Origin of the sequence: uncultured Tateyamaria sp. (assembly GCF_947488715.1) — a bacterium.
Classification (GTDB): domain Bacteria; phylum Pseudomonadota; class Alphaproteobacteria; order Rhodobacterales; family Rhodobacteraceae; genus Tateyamaria.
Window position 1 is genome coordinate 95,303 of sequence record NZ_CANLAG010000004.1, and the last position, 24,449, is coordinate 119,751.

The 24,449-nt window shown below is 59.8% G+C and carries 27 protein-coding genes and 1 riboswitch; of the genes, 21 read left to right on the top strand and 6 right to left on the bottom strand.

From position 1 onward, the window contains the following. The first annotated feature begins 1 nt into the window (after position 1). Positions 2 to 51: riboswitch (SAM-SAH riboswitch) on the top strand. Positions 52 to 54: 3 nt separating this feature from the next. From metK to Q0936_RS10995, 17 genes are all read left to right on the top strand, one after another. Further along, entirely contained in the window at positions 55 to 1,236 is a 1,182-nt protein-coding gene (gene metK, locus Q0936_RS10915; protein ID WP_299293125.1) for a methionine adenosyltransferase, read from the top strand. Between the two features lie 88 nt (positions 1,237 to 1,324). Next, positions 1,325 to 1,891 (top strand): hypothetical protein, encoded by a 567-nt coding sequence (locus tag Q0936_RS10920; protein ID WP_299293127.1) that lies wholly within the window; start codon positions 1,325 to 1,327, stop codon positions 1,889 to 1,891. Positions 1,892 to 2,440: 549 nt separating this feature from the next. Further along, a complete protein-coding gene (locus tag Q0936_RS10925) occupies positions 2,441 to 2,845 on the top strand; it encodes a BLUF domain-containing protein (RefSeq protein ID WP_299293129.1) in 405 nt (134 codons plus the stop codon). Positions 2,846 to 2,903: 58 nt separating this feature from the next. After that, the gene (locus Q0936_RS10930; protein WP_299293154.1) at positions 2,904 to 3,455 is read left to right on the top strand and encodes a 2OG-Fe(II) oxygenase; all 552 of its coding nucleotides are present in this window, start codon (positions 2,904 to 2,906) and stop codon (positions 3,453 to 3,455) included. Between the two features lie 566 nt (positions 3,456 to 4,021). After that, positions 4,022 to 4,375, top strand: a complete 354-nt coding sequence (locus tag Q0936_RS10935) for a hypothetical protein (protein WP_299293131.1) — start codon at positions 4,022 to 4,024, stop codon at positions 4,373 to 4,375. Then, positions 4,365 to 5,192 carry a hypothetical protein gene (locus tag Q0936_RS10940; protein WP_299293133.1) on the top strand — a complete coding sequence of 276 codons (828 nt, stop codon included), beginning with the start codon at positions 4,365 to 4,367 and terminating at the stop codon, positions 5,190 to 5,192. The genes Q0936_RS10935 and Q0936_RS10940 overlap by 11 nt, the downstream gene beginning before the upstream one ends. A gap of 68 nt (positions 5,193 to 5,260) precedes the next feature. Then, positions 5,261 to 6,460, top strand: a complete 1,200-nt coding sequence (locus Q0936_RS10945) for a DUF1611 domain-containing protein (protein ID WP_299293136.1) — start codon at positions 5,261 to 5,263, stop codon at positions 6,458 to 6,460. Continuing rightward, positions 6,457 to 7,578: an alanine/ornithine racemase family PLP-dependent enzyme gene (locus Q0936_RS10950; RefSeq protein ID WP_299293139.1), complete on the top strand. Its 1,122-nt coding sequence runs from the start codon at positions 6,457 to 6,459 to the stop codon at positions 7,576 to 7,578. Before Q0936_RS10945 ends, Q0936_RS10950 begins: the two co-directional genes overlap by 4 nt. A 49-nt stretch (positions 7,579 to 7,627) precedes the next feature. Continuing rightward, on the top strand, positions 7,628 to 7,852 hold the full coding sequence (locus Q0936_RS10955) for a hypothetical protein (RefSeq protein ID WP_299293142.1): 225 nt from the start codon (positions 7,628 to 7,630) through the stop codon (positions 7,850 to 7,852). A 68-nt stretch (positions 7,853 to 7,920) separates the two neighbouring features. Further along, positions 7,921 to 8,202, top strand: a complete 282-nt coding sequence (locus Q0936_RS10960; protein WP_299293145.1) for a hypothetical protein — start codon at positions 7,921 to 7,923, stop codon at positions 8,200 to 8,202. An 868-nt stretch (positions 8,203 to 9,070) separates the two neighbouring features. Then, the gene (rpsA, locus tag Q0936_RS10965) at positions 9,071 to 10,747 is read left to right on the top strand and encodes a 30S ribosomal protein S1 (RefSeq protein ID WP_299143971.1); all 1,677 of its coding nucleotides are present in this window, start codon (positions 9,071 to 9,073) and stop codon (positions 10,745 to 10,747) included. Positions 10,748 to 11,059: 312 nt separating this feature from the next. After that, positions 11,060 to 11,344, top strand: coding sequence for an integration host factor subunit beta (gene ihfB / locus Q0936_RS10970; RefSeq protein WP_299143972.1), 285 nt, complete (start codon positions 11,060 to 11,062; stop codon positions 11,342 to 11,344). After that, on the top strand, positions 11,344 to 11,694 hold the full coding sequence (locus Q0936_RS10975; protein ID WP_299143975.1) for a LapA family protein: 351 nt from the start codon (positions 11,344 to 11,346) through the stop codon (positions 11,692 to 11,694). Before ihfB ends, Q0936_RS10975 begins: the two co-directional genes overlap by 1 nt. 8 nt (positions 11,695 to 11,702) lie before the next feature. Then, the gene (locus tag Q0936_RS10980; RefSeq protein WP_299296533.1) at positions 11,703 to 12,347 is read left to right on the top strand and encodes a phosphoribosylanthranilate isomerase; all 645 of its coding nucleotides are present in this window, start codon (positions 11,703 to 11,705) and stop codon (positions 12,345 to 12,347) included. Beyond that, the gene (locus Q0936_RS10985; protein WP_299296535.1) at positions 12,347 to 12,793 is read left to right on the top strand and encodes a GNAT family N-acetyltransferase; all 447 of its coding nucleotides are present in this window, start codon (positions 12,347 to 12,349) and stop codon (positions 12,791 to 12,793) included. Before Q0936_RS10980 ends, Q0936_RS10985 begins: the two co-directional genes overlap by 1 nt. 15 nt (positions 12,794 to 12,808) lie before the next feature. Continuing rightward, complete coding sequence (trpB, locus tag Q0936_RS10990; RefSeq protein ID WP_299296537.1) at positions 12,809 to 14,056, top strand: tryptophan synthase subunit beta; 1,248 nt, start codon at positions 12,809 to 12,811, stop codon at positions 14,054 to 14,056. A 58-nt stretch (positions 14,057 to 14,114) separates the two neighbouring features. Next, positions 14,115 to 14,969 carry a GIY-YIG nuclease family protein gene (locus tag Q0936_RS10995; RefSeq protein ID WP_299296540.1) on the top strand — a complete coding sequence of 285 codons (855 nt, stop codon included), beginning with the start codon at positions 14,115 to 14,117 and terminating at the stop codon, positions 14,967 to 14,969. A gap of 51 nt (positions 14,970 to 15,020) precedes the next feature. Here Q0936_RS10995 and Q0936_RS11000 read toward each other — a convergent pair whose 3' ends face one another. The 4 genes from Q0936_RS11000 to pth all read right to left on the bottom strand — a co-directional run bounded on the left by Q0936_RS11000 (position 15,021) and on the right by pth (position 18,334). Continuing rightward, a complete protein-coding gene (locus tag Q0936_RS11000; protein WP_299144001.1) occupies positions 15,021 to 15,389 on the bottom strand; it encodes a DUF2237 domain-containing protein in 369 nt (122 codons plus the stop codon). A 4-nt stretch (positions 15,390 to 15,393) separates the two neighbouring features. Continuing rightward, positions 15,394 to 16,563, bottom strand: a complete 1,170-nt coding sequence (locus tag Q0936_RS11005) for a serine hydrolase (RefSeq protein ID WP_299296542.1) — start codon at positions 16,561 to 16,563, stop codon at positions 15,394 to 15,396. A gap of 65 nt (positions 16,564 to 16,628) precedes the next feature. Continuing rightward, complete coding sequence (locus Q0936_RS11010; protein WP_299296544.1) at positions 16,629 to 17,663, bottom strand: DUF2332 family protein; 1,035 nt, start codon at positions 17,661 to 17,663, stop codon at positions 16,629 to 16,631. After that, a complete protein-coding gene (gene pth / locus Q0936_RS11015; RefSeq protein ID WP_299296545.1) occupies positions 17,660 to 18,334 on the bottom strand; it encodes an aminoacyl-tRNA hydrolase in 675 nt (224 codons plus the stop codon). The genes Q0936_RS11010 and pth overlap by 4 nt, the downstream gene beginning before the upstream one ends. 194 nt (positions 18,335 to 18,528) lie before the next feature. On the opposite strand from pth, the gene Q0936_RS11020 reads away from it, so the two are divergent. Beyond that, positions 18,529 to 19,392 carry a penicillin-binding transpeptidase domain-containing protein gene (locus tag Q0936_RS11020; RefSeq protein WP_299296547.1) on the top strand — a complete coding sequence of 288 codons (864 nt, stop codon included), beginning with the start codon at positions 18,529 to 18,531 and terminating at the stop codon, positions 19,390 to 19,392. A gap of 82 nt (positions 19,393 to 19,474) precedes the next feature. Here Q0936_RS11020 and Q0936_RS11025 read toward each other — a convergent pair whose 3' ends face one another. Continuing rightward, complete coding sequence (locus Q0936_RS11025; RefSeq protein WP_299296550.1) at positions 19,475 to 20,113, bottom strand: 50S ribosomal protein L25/general stress protein Ctc; 639 nt, start codon at positions 20,111 to 20,113, stop codon at positions 19,475 to 19,477. Positions 20,114 to 20,270: 157 nt separating this feature from the next. On the opposite strand from Q0936_RS11025, the gene Q0936_RS11030 reads away from it, so the two are divergent. Further along, a complete protein-coding gene (locus Q0936_RS11030; RefSeq protein ID WP_299378115.1) occupies positions 20,271 to 21,407 on the top strand; it encodes an MFS transporter in 1,137 nt (378 codons plus the stop codon). A gap of 82 nt (positions 21,408 to 21,489) precedes the next feature. On the opposite strand, the gene Q0936_RS11035 is transcribed toward Q0936_RS11030, so the two are convergent. After that, entirely contained in the window at positions 21,490 to 22,653 is a 1,164-nt protein-coding gene (locus Q0936_RS11035) for an alpha-hydroxy acid oxidase (RefSeq protein WP_299296555.1), read from the bottom strand. A gap of 162 nt (positions 22,654 to 22,815) precedes the next feature. Here Q0936_RS11035 and Q0936_RS11040 point away from each other — a divergent pair, with 162 nt between their 5' ends. Beyond that, entirely contained in the window at positions 22,816 to 23,961 is a 1,146-nt protein-coding gene (locus Q0936_RS11040; protein WP_299296558.1) for a twin-arginine translocation pathway signal protein, read from the top strand. Further along, entirely contained in the window at positions 23,954 to 24,403 is a 450-nt protein-coding gene (locus Q0936_RS11045) for a MarR family transcriptional regulator (protein WP_299296561.1), read from the top strand. The genes Q0936_RS11040 and Q0936_RS11045 overlap by 8 nt, the downstream gene beginning before the upstream one ends. The last annotated feature ends 46 nt before the right edge of the window (positions 24,404 to 24,449 follow it).

Sequence of the window (24,449 nt, forward strand, 5' to 3'; positions counted from 1 at the left end):
GGACCTGTCACAACGGCTTCCTGACGTGGCGGGGATCAAAGCAATGGAGCGCCCATGTCCCGCAGCAATTACACCTTCACTTCGGAATCCGTTTCCGAGGGCCACCCCGACAAGGTCTGTGACCGCATTTCCGACGCCGTTCTCGACGCCTTTCTGGCCGAAGAGCCCGAGGCCCGCGTCGCCTGCGAGACATTCGCCACCACCAACCGCGTCGTCATCGGCGGTGAGGTCGGGCTGAGCGATCAGGAAAAGCTGCACGACTACATGGGCCGCATCGACGACATCGCCCGCGCCTGCATCAAGGACATCGGCTACGAACAGGACAAGTTCCACTGGAACACCTGCGAGATCACGAACCTGCTGCACGAACAATCCGCCCACATCGCCCAAGGGGTCGACGCCGCGGCGGACAAGGACGAGGGCGCAGGTGATCAGGGCATCATGTTCGGCTATGCCACCAACGAAACGCCCGCGCTCATGCCCGCACCGATCCAATACGCCCACGCGATCCTGCGCCGTCTGGCCGAGGTCCGCAAGGACGGCACCGAACCCGCCCTTGGCCCCGACGCCAAATCGCAGCTGTCGGTGATTTACCGCGACGGCAAACCCGTCGGCGTCAGCTCGGTTGTGCTGTCGACCCAGCACCTCGACGAAAGCCTGACCAGCGAAGACATCCGCGCCATGGTCGCCCCCTACATCAACGAGGTCCTGCCCGACGGCTGGCTGACCGATGCCACCGAATGGCACGTGAACCCCACCGGCAAATTCGTGATCGGCGGCCCGGACGGCGATGCGGGCCTCACAGGCCGCAAGATCATCGTGGACACCTACGGCGGGGCCGCCCCCCACGGCGGCGGCGCGTTCTCGGGCAAGGACCCGACCAAGGTGGACCGCTCGGCGGCCTATGCCGCGCGCTATCTGGCCAAGAACGTCGTGGCCGCTGGCCTTGCTGACAAATGCACGATCCAGCTCAGCTATGCCATCGGCGTGTCCAAACCGCTGTCGATCTACTGCGACACCTTCGGTACCGGAGAGGTCGCCGACGCCGCCATCGAGGCCGCTGTGGCCCGCGCCATGGACCTCACGCCGCGCGGCATCCGCGAGCACCTGCAACTGAACAAACCCGTGTACCAGCGCACCGCCGCCTACGGCCACTTTGGCCGCGCGCCCGATGCCGATGGCGGTTTCAGCTGGGAACGCACGGATCTGGCCGACGCATTGCGCGCAGGTCTCTGACCCCCACGATCCCCTCATCACCAAACGGTGCGTGGAAATTGAAAGCGGGGTGGCCTAGCTTTTTGTCATGTGACGAAAGGTTTTGCCCATGCCCCGCTTTCTGCCTGCCCTCTTGCCAGCCCTTGCTCTGTGCCTCGCCGTGCCCTTTGCCACCGCGCAACAAACCGACGCGCCCGAAGCACCGCCAGAGGCCGCAGCCGAACCGCCCATGACGCTGCAACGCATGGCCGAGATCATCCGCGCCATCGACCCCGAAGCGCAGCCCGCAGGCGGCGCCATCCAGTTCACCATTGACGACATCCCGGTGGTCGTGATCGCCGACGCAGCGGCCAACCGGATGCGCGCGATGGTGCCCATCCGCTCCGCCGGCGGCTTGACCAGTGCCGAACTGATGCGGCTCATGCAGGCCAACTTCGACACGGCACTTGATGCCCGCTACGCGGTGGCGCAAGGGCGGCTCTGGGGCGTGTTCATCCACCCGCTCAGTTCCCTTGAAAAAGACCAACTGCTCTCCGCTTTCGTCCAAACCATCAACGTCGCCCGCACCTACGGCCAAACCTACTCCGGCGGCGCCACGGTCTTTGGCGGCGGTGACAGCAATGGCATCTACCAAGAATTGCTCGAAGACCTCCAGAAACGCGGCGAAGAAATCTGAGATAGGTTCCGGGCAATAGAGCATGCGACCTGTGCCGCCGTTGATGGCAGCCTAAAACCGGACAAGTGTCCGAAAGAAGAAGCGCAAGAAGCGGAGGTTGCGACGCATCGCTTCTATTCTAGTGGCGGACATTCAAGGTGGATGCGGCGAAAGTCGACTCCGAGCCCAAGGTGGTCATTTGATTTTCATGCTGCGCGCGCACGCAGCGCAAAAGTGGCGGGATTTGCTTGACCGATTGCGCCGCGTTTCGGCGGAAAAACCGGCCATCCAGAAAAATGTGCGACGAGGCCAACCACGCGGACCCGCCGCCTCAAGACAAAACGGATTGTATCCTTGCCATATAAGCGCAAGCAGGGAACAGGCGCGGTGACGACGCAAGACCCTCAATGTTGAGACATCTTTCTACAAATTTGCCTTTCGCTTGCTTTGGCCGAGACTCAGCGTCGTCTAACCTCTACGGTCTTTCTCTGAAGCGATGTGATTGTGCGTCTATCACTGCATGTTCATGCATCGCTCAATCCCGCAGGGGGCCAAATCATCACAAATCTCATGCAGATCGTTTATGTATCGCAGCCGTTTGGGTTCGACGAGCCGACACTGGCAGGAATTTTGTTGGATGCCAGACGCTGCAATAAGCGCGATGACGTGACCGGCGCGTTGGTTTGTCGACATGACATCTACCTTCAACTACTGGAAGGTCCAGAAGATGCAGTACGCGCAGCCTATGCACGGATTTGTTGCGATGATCGTCATGCTGGGGTCAAAGAACTCCTGAATCGCAAGATAAACTCCCGGTTTTTTGCAAATTGGGCGATGCTTCATGATCCTGCAAAAACGTGGATCTGGACGGAAGCAGAAATCGCAAACGCGGCACTTGATTGTGCCGAGCCCGAAGAAATCATAAAGGTATTCAAAGGCCTATCGGAACGTTCCGAAAAATTGGTTGCGAATTGATGCAACCCCTTTGCGCATCGACGCAAGCTCGATCCACCACTGTCAAATGGTGAACGGAATGAAGGGTGTGCACTCAGTGCCCGATGCGTTTACGACGTGGGAATGTGACCGCATTGTTGCGGCAATCGCCAAAATGCCCGCCGACGACGCGCGGCTTGTGGGCCGCAATCGGGATCACAATCTGCGTCATGCGGAACTCGTTTGGATGGACGATGTCGGAGACCTCAGCTGGGTGATGACCCGATTGATCGAGGTTGTTAGTCATTCTAACAACCAACAGTTTGATTTCGATGTACGCGAATTTGCGGAGAGCCCGCAAATTGCCAGCTATGATGCGGCCAAAGGGGGCCATTTTGCTTGGCACTCTGACATTGGCAATGGTCCCACTGCTGGTAAAAGAAAGCTTACCCTTGTGCTGCAATTGAGCAATCCGGACACCTACGACGGCGGTGACTTGGAAATCAGGCCAAGTGCTCACATCCTCTTGGCCAATCGGGCGCAGGGGTCTGTAAGTGTGTTTCCGAGCTTTGCACTGCACCAAGTAACGCCAATCAAGCGGGGCACCCGGCGTTCGCTGACCGTCTGGGCGCATGGCCCCCCATTTCGCTGAAGGCAGATCGAAGCGGCCAAGGTGATCGAAATCATCAAATTTTCTGGCAGTTCCATACCTCATGACGAACGCCCGCGCTACAACCTCAACAAAAACCTGGGTCCGCTATCACCATAGGCATATCATGCGGGGGGACTAGCTGCTGACACACAAGATTGGCGCTCCGTTCGCGCCCTTTTTCTGAGCCATGGGCCGTGTTGGAAAGATGTTCAGATTACCTAGCATTGCAAATTAGGCGCTAGGCGACTACATACACAGTACAAAGTTGTGGCCGTCTTCGGCAAAGGCGCATCGCCTGCCAGAGCCAACCGCAGTTGCCTATCATCAAAATTCGATTGTCGCATGCCATAACAGGACTCTGACGTTTGGGAAGGTACGCGATGTTATCGCGCACGACCGCATCGCCCATGCGTCATATTTTTCCGCATAGGCGGAAGGAAGGGGCAGCGATTTACGCCCAGACATTGATTGCGCGTTGCCGATCAATCGGCCTCGAAATGGCTCTGACAAAATGCTTTGCCAGTGCAAAAAAGTGAGGCGGCGCTTTCTCCGTCAAAGGATCAAAAATGACTTTTCCAGAATGGACGAAACCCGGCCTCTACGGTGCTTTGGGTGGCGCAATTGCGGTTTCCATACTTGGCTTCACTTGGGGTGGCTGGATGACCAACAACAGCGCCGAAACCATGGCAAAGGAGATGGTATCTGCAGAGGTGACGTTGGCCATGGTTCCGATATGCCTCAACATGTCAACGGCTGATCCAGAACGCACAGCGAAGCTCGCAGTTCTACAAGAAATTTCTGGCTTTGGGCGCCGCAATGCAATGATGGAAACCGGCTGGGCCACCCGCCCCGGTTCAGACGCTCCCGACCGAGACCTTGCAGAGGCTTGTCTCGCGAGGCTTGAATTGGATGGATCATAATTCAAAAGCTTCGCTGCAATCGTCAAAAGCAGTTTGCGGGGCACCTATGTCGGCGGACGCCCGAATTCTTTGGGTCGTTTTCATGGGTCCCATTTTTTCTCTCATTCTATTGTCAATGCCCGCGCTTGCTCAAACCATGCCGGAAAACGCCAGCGCAAAGAGCTATGGTGACGGTTGGGAATGCAATGTCGGGTATCGGCTCAACGGCGATACTTGCGCTACCGTTGTGGCACCGGAAAATGGGTTTGTGACGAACCGCACCTATGGTTCCGGATGGGAGTGTCTGCGTGGCTATCGCAAGGTCGATGGAACAGATTGTGTCGCCGTGGTGGTCCCGAATTACGGCGTCCTCGATCCTTCTGGCGAACGCTGGCACTGTCTGCGTGGATTTCTGAAAGTTGATGATACCTGTCAAGAAATCGTCGTGCCTGAAAATGGCTATCTGGTGGACTCGACCTATGGGTCTGGATGGGAGTGCGACCGCGGGTACGAGCAGGTGGATGACCTTTGTTCTGCAATTGCAGTTCCTATCAACGGCTATCTGAACACAGCCGGTTATGGTCAGCCGTGGACATGTGAACGTGGCTTCCTTGAACGGGACGATCGCTGCGAGGCCGTTGTTATCCCGGAATTCGCATATTTTGATGATGCTGCCTACGGTAAGGGATGGAAGTGTGAGAGGGGGTACGAAGCTTCCGGTACGGATTGCGAAGCAATCGATATCCCAGCTAACGCCCATCTCGACAGGCCTGGCAACCGTTGGGAATGCAACCGGAATTTCCAGAAGTCCAAGGGGCTTTGCGTTCTTAAGAACTAGGCCCAACAACAGTGTCTCGATTTCCAAAGTCACTGGCTACGGCCTGCTGCTCTCAAAAGGAAAATAGTATGAAATCCGAACTTCAAACTGCTGATACCCTTCGTCGTCCAGCCAGAGGTGCGCAGGCGCCGCCCTTGACCAAAGACACCACAACACACTTGGCTTCGCTCGCCGAGATTGCCGCACAGCCAACAGCGGTTGTCTATTGCGAAGGCAATTTTGCCAGAATTGATGGCAAAACAGCAAACGGCCTTGTGCGTCATTCTGAGGCCTACAGGATCGTCTCAGTCATCGACAGCACCCAGAGCGGGGAGAACGCCGGGGACGTCCTAGATAACGTGATGAACGAAATACCAATTCTCGAAGATCTGGATGCCGCTGTCGCCCGCGAAACCGCGACGCCTGATACTTTCATCTACGGAATGGCTCCCTCAACAGGGCGACTTTCGATGGCTGATCGTGGTGTCGTACTGCATGCAATCGAGCGCGGTATGAACATCGTCAGCGGGTTGCACGAATATCTAAGCGACGACACCGAAATTGCACACGCGGCATCGACGAAACAGGTCACCATCCGCGACATTCGCAAACCCAAGCTTGGCAAAGACATGCGCTTGTTCGACGGCAGCGTCGCACATGTCCATGCGCTGCGCATAGCCGTTCTTGGAACGGATTGCGCCATCGGAAAGCGGACCACGGCGACGGTTTTGGCACGTGCCTTGAACGCAAAAGGTATCAAGACCGTGCTGGTGGGTACAGGCCAGACTGGCCTAATGCAGGGTGCAAAATACGGTGTGGCCATGGATGCTGTCCCGCCTCAATTCTGCTGCGGCGAACTTGAGGGCGCGATTGTAGCGGCCTCGGAGGCAGAGCAACCAGACGTTATTTTGATCGAGGGCCAAGGTGCACTCAGCCACCCTGCTTTCTGTACCTCAGCCTTTATCCTGCGCGGCGGCCAGCCGGACGCAGTCATCCTTCAACACGCTCCCAAACGCGCCCATCGCTGCGATTTTCCCGACATGCCAATACCTACCCCGGCAAGTGAGATTGCACTGATTGAGGCCTTCTCGGATACCAAGGTCATTGGCGTGACGCTCAACCACGAGGGCATGTCCGAAGCCGAGATCACAAGCACAATTGCGGCACAAAGTGCGAAACTCGGGCTGCCTGTCACTGATGCGCTCAGCCGACCAGTGGCCCATTTGATGGCAATGGTCGTTGCAGCCTATCCCGGCGTCCAGCAGGGTCGACCCAAGGTTGCGGTATGACCTGCCCGCGCATCGATGTTGATCTGCGGAAGATACGCGAGAACACAAGAACAATTGTCGACAGGCTAAATGTGCGTGGCATCCAGGTGACCGCCGTGACCAAAGCCACGTGCGGACATCCGGCAATCGCGCGGGCGATGGTGGACGGTGGCGCAGAGGGTCTAGCTGAGGCGCGGTTGAGCCATGTTCGGCGGTTACGCGAGGCTGGAGTGGCCTGTCCGATCACGTTGATCCGCACACCGATGTTGAGCCAGGTCGATGATGTCGTTCAAGTCTGTGAAGCAAGCTACAACACAGAGATGACTGTGATCACTGCTCTTGCGGCAGCGGCTCTCCGGCAAAAGACGGTCCACGGCATTATCCTGATGGTCGAAATGGGTGATCAGCGTGAAGGGATTTTGCCGAGGCACGTTGTCGGCATGGCGCAGCGCGTCGTGGCGATGTCCGGGGTGCAGTTGAAGGGCATTGGCGCCAACTTCGCGTGTCTGAGCGGTATTGCCCCGACAGCGGCAAAGATACAGGCCCTGTCTGATCTTGCCAATGAAGTTGAGGGGCAATGTGGCCCGTTCCTTCAGACAGTATCTGGCGGCAATTCTGCAAACCTGACTATGGCTCTCAACGGTTCTCCTACGGGTCGGATCAACGATCTGCGCATTGGAGAGGCAATATTGCTGGGGGTCGATCCGGTCACAGGGGGTCAGATTGGTGGTCTGTATCGGGACGCCTTCACGCTCGTCGCTGAAGTGATTGAGACGGACGCAAAGTCTCTCGGTCCACTGGTCGGCCGCACTGATCCGCCCCTTGGAAAGATCCACCTCGTCTCAGACACAACAGGAACCATCCGATTGATCTTTGCGATTGGGCATCGGGACACGGACGCGACCGGGCTGACAATGCCGCCGGACCATACTTTCGTCGGTGCAACAAGCGATCATCTTATCATTGGGACAAAAGATCCGACGCTCTGCGTGGGATCAGAAATGCGGTTTCAGATGAATTACAGCGCTTTGATGCGGGCCATGGCAGCGCCAGACACCCAGTTAACCATACGCAATGACCGACCGGTGTCAGACCCACGCGATGCCCAAGATCCAAGCACCCACCTGGCGTTGGTTTGAACAACGTCAATCCGACGTGCCGCAGCAAATTCAAAGAGGAGATTGACTCTTGGCAAAGCTCACAAAAGCAAGCGTTTTCAAAGCACAAGGTCCCAGTGCCGAAACACCGATGGACAAGACCACTCGCATCGTTAGAAAAATGGTCGAAGAAGAGGCCGAACAACGGGAAACCAAGAACAACCGTCTGCGCAAGGCGCGCCTCGAACGAGAAGCGAACACGCCGATGAAGCCGTTGCGTGGGGGAAAAGCAACTTCATCCAAGGGTGCCAAATAGCGACAAAGCACACTCCGCCCGTGCCTTTCCATCAGCGGGCTGACCAAACACATCTGAAGGAACTACCCATGACAGACTCAGGCGAGAGCACAACAAAAGTTCACTATATCTGTCAGACATATTTGGAACAGAAGCCCGGGCGTGATGGGCAGGCAGGCCTGAAAATTGGCAAGCAATTCCAATATTCAACAGCAGCAGAAGCCCAAAACAGAGCGGAACGCGAAGCCCAGAACGAGGATTGCTCTGGGGCTGATGCCTATATGATCAGTGAAGACCCAAACAGTGGCGAAGTCGGCCCCCCAAGCTTTCTTATCAGACTTGGAAATGTCCCGGAAACCGACGATCTTTAGAACTACGATTTTTGTAGAGGGTTTTCCACAGGGCAACCCACGACCATGGGACGAGTTCATGAGAAAAGCGACCGGTGGCGCAGTCGCATTGAAAGGCAAAATGCCGATCAGCTCAATACCGAAGGTTTGAATGACGGCTTCGATGACATCAGCTGGATCGCAGCGGCGTGTGTGCTGTGACTGCGAAGCAATGCTGCGTCAGCAATAGCTGCATCTGCATAAGGCAGGTTTGTCCCGCTGAACAGACGAGTAAGTCATCCGGGCCAACGTCTGGTTTGGCCTGCTCCCGGACCAATGCAGAAGGAGCGTCGTTTCTGTTCGATATGATGGGTCACGACCAAGTGCTTGCAGTCATTGCCCTGACCTTCCTGTCAAAGCACCAAGAACAGCCATGATATCTCAAACCGGCAGAGTGTTTGCATCAAAACGGAACATAGGCTTCGTCGCAGGTGATTGTAGAATGCTACGACCGCCCGCCTTCAGGGGGCAGTATGCGGTCCGTTTGGTTAACACCGGCTACCAAGGCGCGCGGTGGTCTATCTCTTTGGTGTCGCGTGCGAATGTCGGAGGGGCTAAGATCCCGTGACACCACCGTGCGCCTTGTCCCCGCGGGGACAGCGCCAATCGGCGGTGATGCGACAGACAGTCTTGCCCTACGCGTCAGCAACCGCTATACGCGCGCACGTCGCCAAGGTGTAAACACCACAAAGACATCGAGACGGGCAGGGTCGGACATCTCCGGCCCTCTTTGTTTTGGTTGCACCTGACCAATGAAATCCGTTCCACCACTTGGTGGGCATGAAACCAAGACCGGCGGAGACAACCGCGCGGCCCGCAAAACTGAACATAGTTAGGAAACGCACGCCACATGGCTGATAAATTGATGGAGGAATTCGAAGCCCTCCTGCAAGAAAGCTTCGAAATGGACACACCCGAGGAAGGGTCTGTTGTCAAAGGTAAGGTTCTCGCGATCGAAGCGGGCCAAGCCATCATCGACGTAGGCTACAAGATGGAAGGCCGCGTCGAGCTCAAAGAATTCGCAAATCCCGGTGAAGCGCCCGAAATTTCGGTCGGTGACGAAGTCGAAGTGTTCCTGCGCTCGGCCGAGAACGCCCGTGGTGAAGCCGTCATCTCCCGCGAGATGGCCCGCCGCGAAGAAGCATGGGATCGTCTGGAAACTGCCTACGCTGGCGAAGCGCGCGTCGAAGGCGCGATCTTTGGCCGTGTCAAAGGTGGCTTTACCGTTGATCTGGGCGGCGCTGTTGCGTTCCTGCCCGGCTCTCAGGTTGACGTCCGCCCCGTGCGTGACGCGGGCCCTCTGATGGGTCTGAAACAGCCGTTCCAGATCCTCAAGATGGACCGTCGCCGGGGCAACATCGTTGTGTCGCGTCGTGCGATCCTCGAAGAATCGCGTGCCGAACAGCGCGCCGAAGTTATCGGCAACCTGACCGAAGGTCAGACAGTAGACGGCGTGGTCAAGAACATCACCGAATACGGTGCGTTTGTTGACCTGGGCGGTGTTGACGGTCTGCTGCACGTCACAGACATGGCATGGCGCCGCGTGAACCACCCGTCCGAGATCCTCACCATCGGTGAGACAATCAAGGTGCAGGTGATCAAGATCAACAAAGAGACGCACCGCATCTCGCTCGGTATGAAGCAGCTGCAAGAAGATCCATGGGATCTGGTGGCCGCGAAATACCCGCTGGAATCCACACACACAGGCCGCGTGACCAACATCACGGACTACGGTGCCTTTGTGGAGCTGGAGCCCGGTGTCGAAGGTCTGGTCCACGTCTCCGAGATGTCCTGGACCAAGAAGAACGTGCACCCCGGCAAGATCGTGTCCACCTCGCAAGAGGTCGAAGTCATGGTTCTGGAAATCGACGGCGCCAAGCGTCGCGTGTCTCTGGGTCTGAAACAGACCATGCGCAACCCATGGGAAGTGTTTGCAGAAACACATCCCGAGGGCACCGAGGTCGAAGGCGAAGTCAAGAACATCACCGAGTTCGGTCTGTTTGTTGGCCTCGAAGGCGACATCGACGGCATGGTTCACCTGTCGGACCTGTCTTGGGACCAGCGTGGCGAAGAAGCCATTCAGGACTACCGCAAGGGCGACATGGTCGGCGCGGTTGTGTCCGAAGTGGACGTCGAGAAAGAGCGTATCTCGCTCTCGATCAAAGCGGTTGGTGGCGACAAGTTTGCCGAAGCCGTGGGCGGCGTGAAGCGCGGCTCGATCGTGACTGTGGAAGTGACAGCCATCGAAGATGGCGGCGTCGAAGTGGAATACGAAGGCATGAAGTCCTTCATCCGCCGCTCCGACCTGTCGCGTGACCGTGCCGAACAGCGCCCCGAGCGTTTCTCGGTCGGTGACAAGGTGGACGTCCGCATCACCAACATCGACAGCAAGACACGTCGTCTGGGCGTCTCGATCAAGGCGCGTGAAATCGCCGAAGAGAAAGAAGCCGTGGAACAGTACGGTTCGTCCGACAGCGGTGCATCGCTGGGCGATATCCTTGGTGCTGCGCTGAAAGGCGACGAATAAGATCAGGCACTCTGCCAGGATCACGACATGAAAAGGGGGCCGCATGGCCCCCTTTTTGCTGCGCGCACCGGGCGCGATACGCTCCGAATCACAACGTCGTGACTGCAGCGCTTCGACCATGGGTTGTACTCTGTCCGCCGCAAGGCACGGACAAAACCTTAGTTTTCCGTGTGCTAACCGCCCTCTGGGCTTGTAAAAAACCGCTCAGGCCAACGGCTTCCTATTCACGAGATGCATTTAAGTTCCTATAGTCACGGACAGCATTGCCAAAAACGGGCCGCACTCGCCCGTGCCTATTCGGGGGGAAACATCATGATCCGGTCAGAGCTGATCCAAAAGATCGCCGACGAAAATCCGCATCTGTATCAACGCGATGTGGAGCGGATCGTGAACACCATCTTTGACGAAGTGACGGGCGCTATGGCGCGCGGTGACCGCGTCGAGCTGCGCGGCTTTGGTGCGTTTTCCGTCAAGAAGCGTGATGCCCGCGTGGGCCGCAACCCGCGCACCGGTGAAACCGTCGATGTCGAGGAAAAGCACGTGCCGTTCTTCAAGACCGGCAAATTGCTGCGTGACCGCCTGAACGGGAAAGTCTGATGCGTTACATTCGCTATGCCTGCATCGCTGTGTTTGCGATTGCCCTGATTGCTGTGGCACTGGCCAATCGTGGCATGGTCACCGTCAACCTGTTGCCTGCGGAGATTGCGAACCTGTTCGCCGTGGCACCCAGCATTCAACTGCCCCTGTTTGTCGTGATCTTTGGCGGTATCATCGCCGGTTTGCTGATCGGTTTTGTCTGGGAGTGGATGCGCGAACATGCGATCCGGTCCGAAAACAGCCGCAATGCCCGCGAGGTGCGTCGGCTGGAGCGTGAAGTCAAACGCATGAAATCCGAAAAGCACGAAGGTCAGGACGAGGTTCTGGCGCTTTTGGACGAAGCCAGCTAAGCCACATCATGTCCGGCGTTTCCGTCAAAATCTGTGGCCTCAGCCACCCTGAACACGTGTCTGCGGCTGTGGCTGCGGGGGCGGGTTACGTGGGCTTTGTGTTCTTTCCGAAATCGCCGCGCAATGTGTCGATTGAAACCGCGCGTGCGCTGGCTTTGGAGGTGCCAGTAGGCGTGGCCAAGGTTGCGCTGGTGGTGAATGCGGATGATGCGTTTCTGGACAGGCTGGTGGCCGAGGTGCCGCTCGATTTCCTGCAATTGCATGGGCAGGAAAGCCCGGAGCGGGTGGCCGAGGTCAAGGCGCGCTATGGTCTGCCGGTGATGAAGGCGGTGGGCGTTGCGGGGCCAGAGGACCTGGCCAAGCTGGATACTTATATGCGTGTGGCCGATCAGATCCTTGTCGATGCCAAACCACCCAAGGACGCCAACCTGCCCGGCGGGAACGGTGTGGCCTTTGACTGGAGGTTGATTGCGGGGCGGCGTTGGCCGGTGCCGTGGATGCTGGCTGGGGGGCTGAGCCGTGACAACGTGGCCGAGGCGGTGCGCATCACCGGCGCGCGTCAGGTGGACCTGAGCAGCGCCGTCGAGACCGCGCCGGGGCAGAAGGACAGTGGTTTGATCCACGCATTTCTGGATACGGTCAAGGCGATCTGATGGTTGCCTTTCGCACAGCCACCGAGGCGGACGTGCCGGACATTTTGACATTGATGCAGGACGATGCACTGGGTGCGACCCGAGAGGGGCAGGACCTTGGGCATTATGTTGCTGCGTTCCGGGCGATGGTGGCCGAGGGCAACAACCATGTGATCGTCGGTGTCCGCGGGGCGCGGGTGATGGCGACCTATCAGATCACGTTCATCTCTGGCCTGTCGCTGCGCGCGGCCCGGCGGGCGCAGGTCGAGACCGTGCGTGTGGCCAGTGATCTGCGTGGGCAGGGGATCGGCGCGCTGATGATCGCGGATGCCGAGGCGCGGGCGCGGGCGGCGGGCTGCACCCTGTTGCAGCTGACCATGAACAAAAGTCGCACCGATAGCGCGCGGTTCTACCAGCGCCTTGGCTTTACCCCTTCGCACATCGGGTATAAACGCGATCTGACCTGAACGCGGAGGCCGGGAATGGCAAACGATCTTTTCAACTCTTTCATGACTGGCCCTGACGAGAATGGCCGGTTTGGCGATTTTGGCGGGCGGTTCGTGTCCGAGACGCTGATGCCGCTGATCCTGAGCCTTGAGGAAGAGTACGAAAAGGCCAAGACCGACGACAGTTTCTGGGCCGAGATGGATTTCCTGTGGAAGCATTATGTCGGCCGTCCTAGCCCGCTGTACCATGCTGAGCGCCTGACAGAGCATCTGGGCGGTGCCAAGATCTATATGAAGCGCGACGAGCTGAACCACACCGGTGCGCACAAGATCAACAATGTGTTGGGCCAGATCATCCTGGCGCGGCGTATGGGCAAGACGCGGATCATTGCCGAGACAGGTGCCGGTCAGCACGGGGTGGCCACGGCGACGGTCTGTGCGAAATTCGGTTTGAAGTGCGTGGTTTACATGGGCGCGCATGATGTGGAGCGTCAGGCCCCCAACGTGTTCCGGATGAAGCTCTTGGGTGCCGAGGTGATCCCGGTGACCTCTGGTCGTGGGACTTTGAAAGACGCAATGAACGACGCGCTGCGCGACTGGGTGACCAATGTGCGCGACACATTCTACTGCATCGGCACGGTGGCGGGGCCGCACCCGTACCCCGCCATGGTGCGCGATTTCCAGAGCATCATCGGCAAGGAAGTCCGCGAGCAGATGGTGGAGGCCGAGGGCCGTTTCCCAGACACTGTTATCGCCGCCATCGGCGGTGGGTCGAACGCGATGGGGCTGTTCTTCCCCTTCCTTGACGACAAAGAGGTCGGCATCATCGGTGTCGAGGCCGGTGGCAAGGGTGTGAATGCCAAGATGGAGCATTGCGCGTCCCTGACGGGCGGGCGTCCCGGCGTGCTGCATGGCAACCGGACGTATCTGTTACAGGACGATGACGGGCAGATCCTCGAAGGGTTCTCGATCTCGGCGGGGCTGGATTACCCTGGCATTGGGCCGGAACACGCGTGGCTGCACGACATTGGCCGGGCCGAATATGTGTCGATCACCGACCGCGAGGCGCTGGAGGCGTTCCAGCTGTGCTGTACGCTCGAAGGGATCATCCCGGCGCTTGAGCCCAGCCATGCGCTGGCCCATGTGATGAAGATCGCACCGGAGCTGCCGTCCGATCACATCATCTGCATGAACATGTGCGGGCGGGGTGACAAGGATATCTTTACCGTTGCGCGCGCTCTGGACTTTGACATGTCGGGGCCTGAGGGACGCAACGTCGAGTGATACTGTGAAGAATGGCCGATCCATCGAGTTATTTTTTTATGATGGCACGCCGTCAGGAATGACAGCGGCAACCGTGCCGTTCCAGTGGACTGGGCATGTCTTAAGTACCAATCGGGCACAAGTGTTCGAGGCTCTGAAAGAACCGGAAACGATGAGCCCCGGAATCTATCTCTTGGTTGGCGTCAAAGATGGAAATGACACCATATATGTTGGCGAAACCGACGAAATCCGGACACGGATTAAGCAACATCTACAAGAGGGTACGAAGGATTGGTGGGAAAGAGCGATTTTCGTTTCTGCCCAAGGTGGAGAGCCCCTGAACAAGGCACACGCACGGTATTTGGAGCACAGGATCTTCGAGACCGCGAAAAGTATCAAAAAGGTGTCACTCGACAACAACAAAGCACCGACGGCAAGCCCCTTGAGCAAAGCGGCCGTGGCGCACATGGAAGACTTTCTAAGCAATCTTCGATTGGTTTTGCCGGCATTGCGTTTTGACTTCTTGTCGAACCAATCCAGACAGGACAATTCTGAAGACAGCGGAAACATCACTGAAGACAAGACCTATTTTGTCCTGACAACGAAACACGTCAAAGCCCGCGCGCATCAAAATGCTGATGCATTCGTTGTGGAACAGGGGTCTGAAGTTAGAGAAACTTGGGTCGGAACCACAACGAAAAATTCGGGGTACGGTCGCCTTTATAGTGAACTTGTCAAACAGGGCGTGATTGGCTGGCAGGGAACGCGTTTTGTTTTCTTGGAAAGCTATGGATTTTCAAGTTCCAGTGCCGCGGCATCTGTGGTCACTGGGCGGCCCGCGTCTGGCACTGCGTCTTGGTATCTCGAAAGCGATGAGAGCCAGTCTTTCGGTGAGTTTGAAAAAGCCAAGGCAGCATTGGAACCGCTGCCTTAGTGTTTGCTCCCGACAGACTTAGGTTTCGCCGCAGTAGCGCTTTACTATATTCTATGCAGCGTGATCGCGCAGCACTTCCAGTGACACGATCTCAAGTGCGCGGCGGTGGGTGGCGGCGAGGTTGACCTTGGGGGCGCAGCCTTCGTCGTGGGCCTGGAGGAAACGGGAGGCGCAGAGGCACCAGCTGTCGCCCGGTTTCAGACCGGCGAAGCGGAACTCGGGCCGGGGGGTGCTGAGGTCGTTGCCGACATATTTGGAAAATGCCAGGAACTCGGCCGTCATCACGGCGCAGACTGTGTGGCTGCCTTGATCGGCGGCGCAGGTGTTGCAGTGGCCGTCGCGGAAAAAGCCTGTCACCGGGTCCGTGCCACACAGGGCAAGAGGGTCACCGAGGACGTTGACGCTGTCTTCTGGCTCCACTGTTTTACTCCTGCGTTGCGTCAACGATGTCCCGGAACATGCTGATGTTGCTTGCGCTTACGCCCTGTTCCCGGAACTGGCGGTCGGCGGCGGTGGACACGATGACGACCCCCGCCTGTTGGTCAACATAGAGGTACTGGCCGTAAATGCCACGTCCCATGAATTCACCCGGGCCTGCGCCAACGGGGATCCACCACTGATAGCCATAACCGATCTTGCCCGGTTTCGTGCGCGCGGTTGGCGCGGTTGAGGCGGCAACCCAGTCTGCGGGCACGATCTGTTGGCCCTGCCACATGCCGTTTTGCAGGATCATCTGGCCAAACCGGGCATAGTCGCGGGTCGTGATGTTCAGCCCGCCCAGCACAAAGGCCACCCCGACCCCGTCGGTCAGGTAGTAGGGGGGCTGTTCGAGGCCAAGCGGTGCAATCAGTTTTTCGGCCATCAGGTCCGGCACGTCGCGGCCCGTGGCGGCACGGGCGACCATGCCGACGATATGGGTGTCGATCGAGGTGTATTTCCATTCGGACCCCGGCGCGGCAAAACGTTCGGTGAGGCCTGTGGCAAAGTCATCCATCTTGCCGCCCAGGGCAATGACGCGTCCCATCCGGTTGATATCGCTGTCGTAATCCAGATAGTCCTCGTCAAAGGTGATGCCGCTCGACATTTGCAGGACATCGAGGATCGTGGCGCCGTCATAGGCCCCGCCCTTGAGCGTGGGCACATAGTCGGTGACAGGCGCGTCGAGGGACGCGATTGCGCCCTCGTCCACGAGGATGCCGAACAGGGCGGACAGGTAGCTTTTGGCGACAGACCAGCTGATCCGGCGATCATCTGGGGTGGTGCCGAGGTAATAGGCCTCGTGCACGATCTGACCGTCCTTGAGTACAAGGGTCGAGGTGACGCTGCGGTCGGTGACCCATTGGGCGTAGGCGTCGGGCATGACCATCGGCGCGCCCTCGGGCAGGGGGCTGACCGGGCCTGCGCCGTTGGGGATTTCCCTGTGGAGAAATGCGCCGTCCATATTGGAGAAATTCGACACAATGCGATCCTGGTCGAAGAGGGAGTTCACCGCGAGCAATCTGGTGATTTCTTCGCGCTTGTAGAATCCGACCACAAGTGCGGCAATTATCAACGCTAGCACAGCGCGCAGCGTCCATTTCAGTACAATATGCATGGTCTTTCCCCTTGTTGTGCCAAGCTATCCACAGCGTCGGGATATGCGGCAACACTGACGGTGCGTCATGCGGTCCAGTTGATCCAGCGGCCGTGGAAGTCGGCGCGGCCCAGGTGCAGGGTCAGGTCGCCGGGCCAGAGGCGGAGGGTCAGTGCCGCCCCAACTGCGCCCGTCGTGTCGCCATCGGTTTCCATCTGCATCCACGCGAGCGGCGTTTGGGGCGTTGCGCGTGCGCCTGCGGCCTCGATCAGGGCAGTGCCGCGGGCCTGTGCGTCTGCCGGGAAATACTGCCACGCGACGGTGTGTTGGATCATGTGCATGTGGCCTTGGGGTGCCGCTGTAAGACGGTGTTCCAACCAGTTGATTGCATCGCCTTTTTCCACATTGGCCTGCATGACAGAGGCGGCGGCACGGGTGAGAGCGAGCCGGTGGGGTTGATCCGCCCAGAGATAAGCAGTCAGCCGGAGGAGGTCGTCGGTGTCGTTTGGATTCAGTGGGTTAAGGTCGACGCCTGATCTATCCACAACCTGTGGATTGTTTGCGGGGGGCTGTGGCCCGGTCCACTCCGGTGTGAGGGTCAGCGCGGGTGTCTTTGGTCCGTAGGTTTGCGTGCCGGTGTCGAGGGCAAACTGGTCCCACATCAGGTTCAGGCCGCCGCTTGCGCCCAGCTCGGACAGTACGATGGGCCGGTCAAAATGGGTGCATGCGGTGCGCGCCATGGCGATCAGCGCGGCACTGCGGCGGACTTCGTTGGTTTGGGGTGGGCTGGTTGTCCAGTCGAGCAAGAAGTCCTCGTGCGTGGTCAACGCGTTAAGCACCGTATGTTCAAGCGTTGCGTCATCCACCGTGTTGGGCGGGTAGGCGGCGATGAGGGCGGTATCGGCGCCTTGCAGCACCAGCGCGTGCAGCCCGCCCGCGATGCGCAGCGGCAGAGAGTGACCTGCGGGACCGATGTCACCGGCATATTCCCCCATCGCCTGGCCCAGACGGCTGTTGGGGTCCCAATGGTCGGCGAGGATGGTGAGGACACGGCCCATGAGCGGTGAGCCCATGCGCGCGCATGTCCCGGCCTGATCGCGGAAGGCGGTGATGAGGGTCATTTGAACTTGTCCATCAGCTTTTGCATGGCAGAGCGGTCATCGGCTGGTGGTGTGGCCGTAACCTTGGCCGGTTTCGGGGCCTTGTCACCCGTGCCGGAGCGGGGCGGGGCCACGCGCAAGGCGACCGCGTTCATGAACTTGGGCCCATCGCCGCGCGCCAGATGCGGCGCGCCGTCCGCACAGCCGCGCAGCACATCGTCGAGCCACCCAGCATCGACCTTGGGGAAATCGCGCAAGACATATCCCGGCACGGCGTCCTTGTGACCCGGATGGCCCACGCCCAGCCGCACGCGGGCATAGTCGGCGCCGATATGAGCGTGGATTGAACGCAGCCCGTTGTGACCGGCATGGCCGCCGCCCACCTTCCAGCGCACCTTGCCCGGCGCGAGGTCAATCTCGTCGTGCAGGACAATGACGTCCTCGGGTTCCAGCTTGTAGAACCGCATGGCCGCGCCAACGCTGTCGCCGGATTTGTTCATAAAGGTTTCGGGTTTCAGCAACACGGCCCGGTCCGACCCGAACCGCCCTTCGGACACGACACCCTGATGTTTGGACTTCCACGCAGGAAACCCGTGATCCGCGGCGATCTCATCCAGCGCCATAAAGCCGATATTGTGCCGATTGCGCGCGTATTTCGCACCCGGATTGCCGAGGCCTACGATCAGTTTCATGGAGGTCCTCCGCCCGTGTTTCTGCCATGCAGCATAAAGTGTGGAGCGGGGGCGAACAAGGACCGCGCAAAACGAGGCGGCAGCGGCGGGTTTTCACCGATGCGGGTGCTGCGCGCGGCAATTTGAAAGAGACCTGACGCAGCGCCCGACGGCTGTGCTATGCCGAGGTCAAAATCGACAGGTGGAACAGTGCGATGATGATGCAGGCAGGGACAGAACAGTTGGGACATCTGGTGCGTGAGATCCGCAGACCTGAATGGCATTTGCGCCGCCTTGTTGCGGCCACTGCGTTGATGTTGCTTGGTTTTGGCGCGCAGGCGTCGGCAGAGACCATCGATGTGAGGCATATCATCAAGGCTGAGGGCAACCAGACAACTGTTGTGGTTGAACGCCAGTCCGACGGGCAGGTGTGGATCAGCAACCCCACCCGCGCAGAGCAGAGGTTTTCCCCGGCCTCAACCTCCAAAATCCCGCACACATTGATCGCGCTTGAGAACGGTATCGCAACCACGGATACGGTGTTTGCCTGGGATGGCTTCCCCAAGGGAGCCGCGGCGTGGAACCAGGATCAGACACTGGCCTCGGCGTTTGAGCGTTCAGCCGTGTGGGTCTATCAGCAGATTACGCGCACCGCCGGGCAACACACAATGTCGCAAGGGCTGGCGCAGTTTGACTACGGCAATCAAGCGATTGGCACAGCGGACCACCTGACACGTTACTGGCTGGACGGCACGTTGCAGATATCGGCGGTCGAGCAGGTGGCCTTTCTCAAACGACTTGCGCAACAGGACTTTGCGCTGTCCCCGTCCACCTACGCGGCGGCGCTGGGTATTATGGTGAGCGACCGGGGTGACGCATGGGTGATGCGGTCCAAAACCGGTTGGCGGCACAGCGACACAGAGATGGACATCGGGTGGTTCGTGGGCTGGTTGGACTGTGCGGACGAGACTTATGTCTTTGCCCTGAACATGGACATCCCGAACCGCTCGCACCTCGCCAAGCGCAAGGACGTTGCCTATGCGGTTCTGCGCGACATCGGGGCGTTTGATTGCGGCTGAGGGGGGGATGCCGGCACGGTACACATGAAAAAGGCCGCCCCGATGCAGGGCGGCCTTTGATCTGTTGCGCGGGGGCGGAGGATTACTCCTCGCCGCCCTCTTCGGCTTCAGCTTCTTCGCTGTCACCTTCTTCGTTCTCCGAAGACCGCAGGCCGGACGGCGCAGAGATCGTCGCGATCACAAAGTCACGGTCGATGGTCGCTTTGGACCCTGCGGGCAGTGTCACCGAAGAAATGGTGATGCTGTCGCCGACTTCGGCCTCGGACACGTCGATCGTGATGTTTTCGGGAATGTCGCCAGCGGTCACAACCAGTTCCACCTCGGGGCGGACCAGAGACAGCACGCCGCCCTTTTTCAGGCCGGGCGATACGTCTTCGCCAACCACTTCAACACCGATGAACAGGTTGATCTTGGTGGTGCGGCGCAGGCGCATGAAGTCCACGTGTGTGGGCAGGTCTTTGACCACATCGCGCTGCACGTCGCGGCAGATGACGCGGACGTCGTCGTGGCCGTCGACTTTCATGTTGAAGAGTGTCGATTTGAACCGACCGGCCTTCAGCATTTTGAACAGTTTGTTAAAGGGCAGATTGATCGGCAGCGGATCTGCGTCGCCACCAAAAACAATCCCTGGAACCATGCCGTCGCGGCGGGCCTGACGAGCGGCGCCCTTGCCTGTCCCCGTGCGTTCCAGGGCTTCGAGATCAGGAATCTCTCCAGCCATAATATTTCTCCAAAGTTAGGGCAGGGTGCCTCCAAGGCTGTCACCCCGCGTGAAGGCTGCCTCTTAGACCGGTTTATGCGCCTTGGAAAGGTGCAAAATGCGCCGCCGGGGGCTGGACGGTGGCTGGGGATTGTGTACCGCATGCGCCATGAGACTGTTGGATGATCTTTTCGCGTCGCGTCGGGCGTTGGCCGGTTTTGTGGTGATCGGTTTGGGCTGGGCTGCGTTCTGGGCGCAGATGCCTGTGATCAAGGCGCAGGTGGGCGTGAGCGACAGCCTGTGGGGGACGCTGGCGTTGTTGGGGTCGGCGGGTGGTTTGACGTCGATGTGGCTGGCCCCGGTGGTCGAGCGCGCCGCCGGTCGGTGGTCGATGGTGCTGGGCATTGCGGTGATGCTGGGCGGGTTGGTGGCTGCGGGGTTGGCGCAGGGGCCATTGGCGCTGGGGCTGTCCCTGTGCGCTGTGTCTGCGGGCGCGGGCATCGCCGACGTCTTTTCCAACGCCGAGGTCAGTGAGGCCGAGGCCGAAACCGGGCGCAGCCTGATGAACCTGAATCACGGCATGTTCTCCGTGGGGTATGCGGTGTCTGCGATTGCCGTTGGGGCGGCGCGGGCAGGCGGTTTGGGGCCAGTGACGATCTTTGTGGCCATCGCGGGCCTTGTGGTGCTGGTGACGCCGTGGATGCTGGTGCGTCACCGCGTGGACGAGGACGACATGCAGGACAGCGCAGGCATGCCGCGCGCTATCGTCTGGGTCGGGGGGCTGATCGTGCTGTCCGCCTTTCTGGGCGAGGCCGCCATCGAAGGCTGGTCCGCCCTGCATATCGAACGCACCCTGGGTGCAGGTCCGGCCGAGGGCGCGATGGGCCCTGCACTGCTGGGCATCGGCATGGCGGTGGGGCGTCTCGGGGCGCATCTGGCAGGTGCGCGCTGGCCCGCGATGCGGGTGATGATGCTGGCCTCTTGCATGGCGGGGATCGGGCTGGCGCTGGCGGCGGCGGCCCCCGGTGTCACAACGGCCTATGTCGGCTTTCTGCTTGGTGGGCTGGGTGTCTCGGTGGTGGGGCCACTGGCCCTAGGCCTCGTGGGACAGGCCGTGCGCCCAAAGTACCGCCTGGTCGCGATCAGCCAATCCATTGCCCTTGGCCATGCCGCGTTCCTGCTTGGACCTGTGCTGATGGGCTTCGTCTCGGACGGCTTCGGCCTGCACATGTCATTCTATGTGGTCGCGGCAATCCTGCTTGGCGTGGCGGCCCTGTTGGTCCCAACCTGGGCCCGCATGCTGTCCCGCCGCTGACCCCTTCCTTTCGCGGCAAATACCTCGGGGGTCCGGGGGCAGCGCCCCCGGTTGGTCGCCGCAGGATACTGCGGCGAAATCCCTACTGCCAACGCCCCTCGAACCCTTCGGGCACCAACAGATTGTGCCGCCCCAGATCGCTCACCTGCGTCTCGCCACACAAGGCCATGGTCGTGTCCAGCTCCTTGTGGATCACGTTCAGCGCCTCGGTCACGCCCTGCTGGCCCATGGCCCCCAGCCCATAGATGAATGCGCGCCCGATATAGGTACCCTTGGCGCCCATCGCGACGGCCTTCAACACGTCCTGACCGGACCGGATACCGCCATCCAGATGCACTTCGACCTGATCACCCACCGCATCCAGGATCGCAGGCAGCGCGCGGATCGACGACAGTGCGCCATCCAGCTGCCGACCACCGTGGTTCGACACGATGATCGCATCCGCCCCGACCTTCAGCGCCATCTTCGCGTCCTCAGCGTCCAGGATCCCCTTGAGGATCACCTTGCCGCCCCAGGCCTCTTTCAGCTTGGCCACCTTGTTCCAATCGAGGCTGGGATCGAACTGCTCTGCCGTCCACGCGCCCAGTTGCGACATGTCGGACACGCCGTGCACGTGGCCGACGATGTTGCCGAACTCGCGCCGCTTGGCGGACAGCATTTCGATCCCCCAACCCCATTTGGTGGCCAGGTTCGCGATGGTCTTGGGGGTCATCTTGGGCGGTGCGGACAACCCGTTCTTGATGTCTTTGTGCCGCTGACCGAGGATCTGCAAATCCAGCGTGATCACCAGCGCGGAACAGTTTGCATCCTTGGCCCGCTGGATCAGGCGGCTGACAAAATCCTCATCCTTCATCGTATAGAGCTGGAACCAGAAGGGCGCGTCTGTGAACCCGGCCACGTCCTCGATCGAGTTGATCGACATGGTCGACAGGGTGAAGGGCACGCCGAATTTCTCGGCCGCCCGCGCGGCCTTCATCTCGCCATCAGCGTGCTGCATGCCGGTCAGGCCCACCGGGGCCAGCGCCACCGGCATCGCCACATCCTGCCCGATCATCTGGCTCGTCGTGCTGCGCCCGGTCATGTCCACGGCCACGCGCTGGCGCAGGCGAATGTCGTCAAAATCCGAGCTGTTGTCGCGGAATGTCTGCTCGGTCCAGCTGCCGGATTCGCAGTAATCGTAGAACATGCGGGGCACGCGCCGGGCGTAGATACGCTTGAGATCGTCGATGGTGGTGATGGTGGGCACGGGCTTACCTCGTATATTGGTCAGGTTTGGTTACCAATTTGACCCGTTCGGTTCAAGAATTCTTTTTCTCGTATCAATAAAGTGCGAAATGGGACTTGTTTGGTGTGAAATGGAACTATATTGAGTGAAGTAATTCGAATTCGTACTTTATTGGAGGTTCTCATGTCCCTGTCCCGTCGCAAAACGCTCGCCCTGCTGGGTGGGGGTGCCATTCTCGCCGCTGGTGGTGCTGGCGCCTATACCGTGACCCGTATGCCGCGCAGCGCGCATGCGCCCTGGGCTGCTGCGGGTGGTTACTCTGATCCGCGGATGCGTGCGCTCAGCTATGCGATCCTCGCGCCCAATCCGCACAACCGGCAGCCGTGGCAGGTGGATCTGCGCACGGACGGCGAGGTGACGCTGCGCGTGGACACCGACCGGCTGCTGCCGCACACCGATCCGTTCAGCCGCCAGATCGTGATTGGCCTTGGATGTTTTCTGGAACTGATGACGCTGGCGGCGGCGCAAGATGGATACGGGGTTGAGCTGGACCTCTTTCCCGATGGCGAAGATCCCACCGCGCTGGACGCGCGCCGGGTCGCGGTGGCGCGGTTTGTCGAGGGGGCGGGCACGCCTGCGCCGGGCCTTTTTGGTCAGGTGATGCACCGCCGGTCGTTGAAAGAGCCTTTTGACACTGAACGCACGGTGGATCGTGCAACGCTCGATGCAGTGCTGGGGGCGGCCACCCGCACCAGCGTTGCAGGTTCGGTTGATCCCAAGGATATTGCAGAGCTGCGTGTGCTCAGCCACGAGGCGCTGCGGATCGAGATCGAGACGCCGCACACCTATAAGGAAAGCGTTGATCTGTTCCGCATCGGCAGCCGCGAGGTGGATGCCAATCCCGATGGGATTGATTTCACCGGGCCGATGTTCGAGGCCATGGCCCTGACCGGCACGTTCAGTCGCGAAGCGGCGCTGGATCGAAGTTCCCTGGCCTATACCGAGGGGCTGAAGGCCGTTTTTGCCAATACAGACACGGCCATGGGGCATCTGTGGCAGATCACGCCGACCAACACCCGCGCCGATCAGATTGCGGCAGGGCAGGACTGGCTGCGCCTGAACCTGGCCACCGCCCAAGCGGGCTTGGGCATGCAACCGTTGAGCCAGGCGTTGCAGGAGTATCCGGAGATGTCGGGGCTTTATGCCGAATTGCATGACAGGCTGGCCCCGGAGGGGGGAACTGTGCAAATGTTTGCGCGGGTGGGCTATGGTGAGACCGTGGCGCAAAGCCCCAGATGGCCCATAGAGAGCAAGATCGTGCATGGCTGAGCCCAATCCCGCCGTATTTTTCGAGGTGTTCACCGAGATTGGCATCATCGAACAGTTGAGCCGCGCCTTGCTGGAGGCGCAGCTGCCGGCGGGATTGATTGCACCGCATTTCACGGTGCTGAACCACCTGACGCGGGTGGCGGATGGGCGCACGCCGATGGAGATGGCGCGCGCCTTTCAGATCCCCAAGACGTCGATGACCCACACGCTCAAGGTGTTGGAGGCGCAGGGGTTGGTCGAGACACGCGCCAACCCCGAGGACGGGCGGTCAAAGCGGGTGTGGCTGACCGACGAGGGGCGGGATGTGCGCGCCCAGACCATCGCAAGCCTTGCGCCCGTGATGGCGGAGCTGGCGGCGGGGTTTGACATCGAGCGGCTGTTGGAGATCAAGCCGGTGCTGACCGACCTGCGGGTGTTCATGGATGCGGCGCGCGATCCCTGAGGTGCGGCGGCTTGCCAAGCCGGTGGCGCGCGGGCTAAACGGCGCG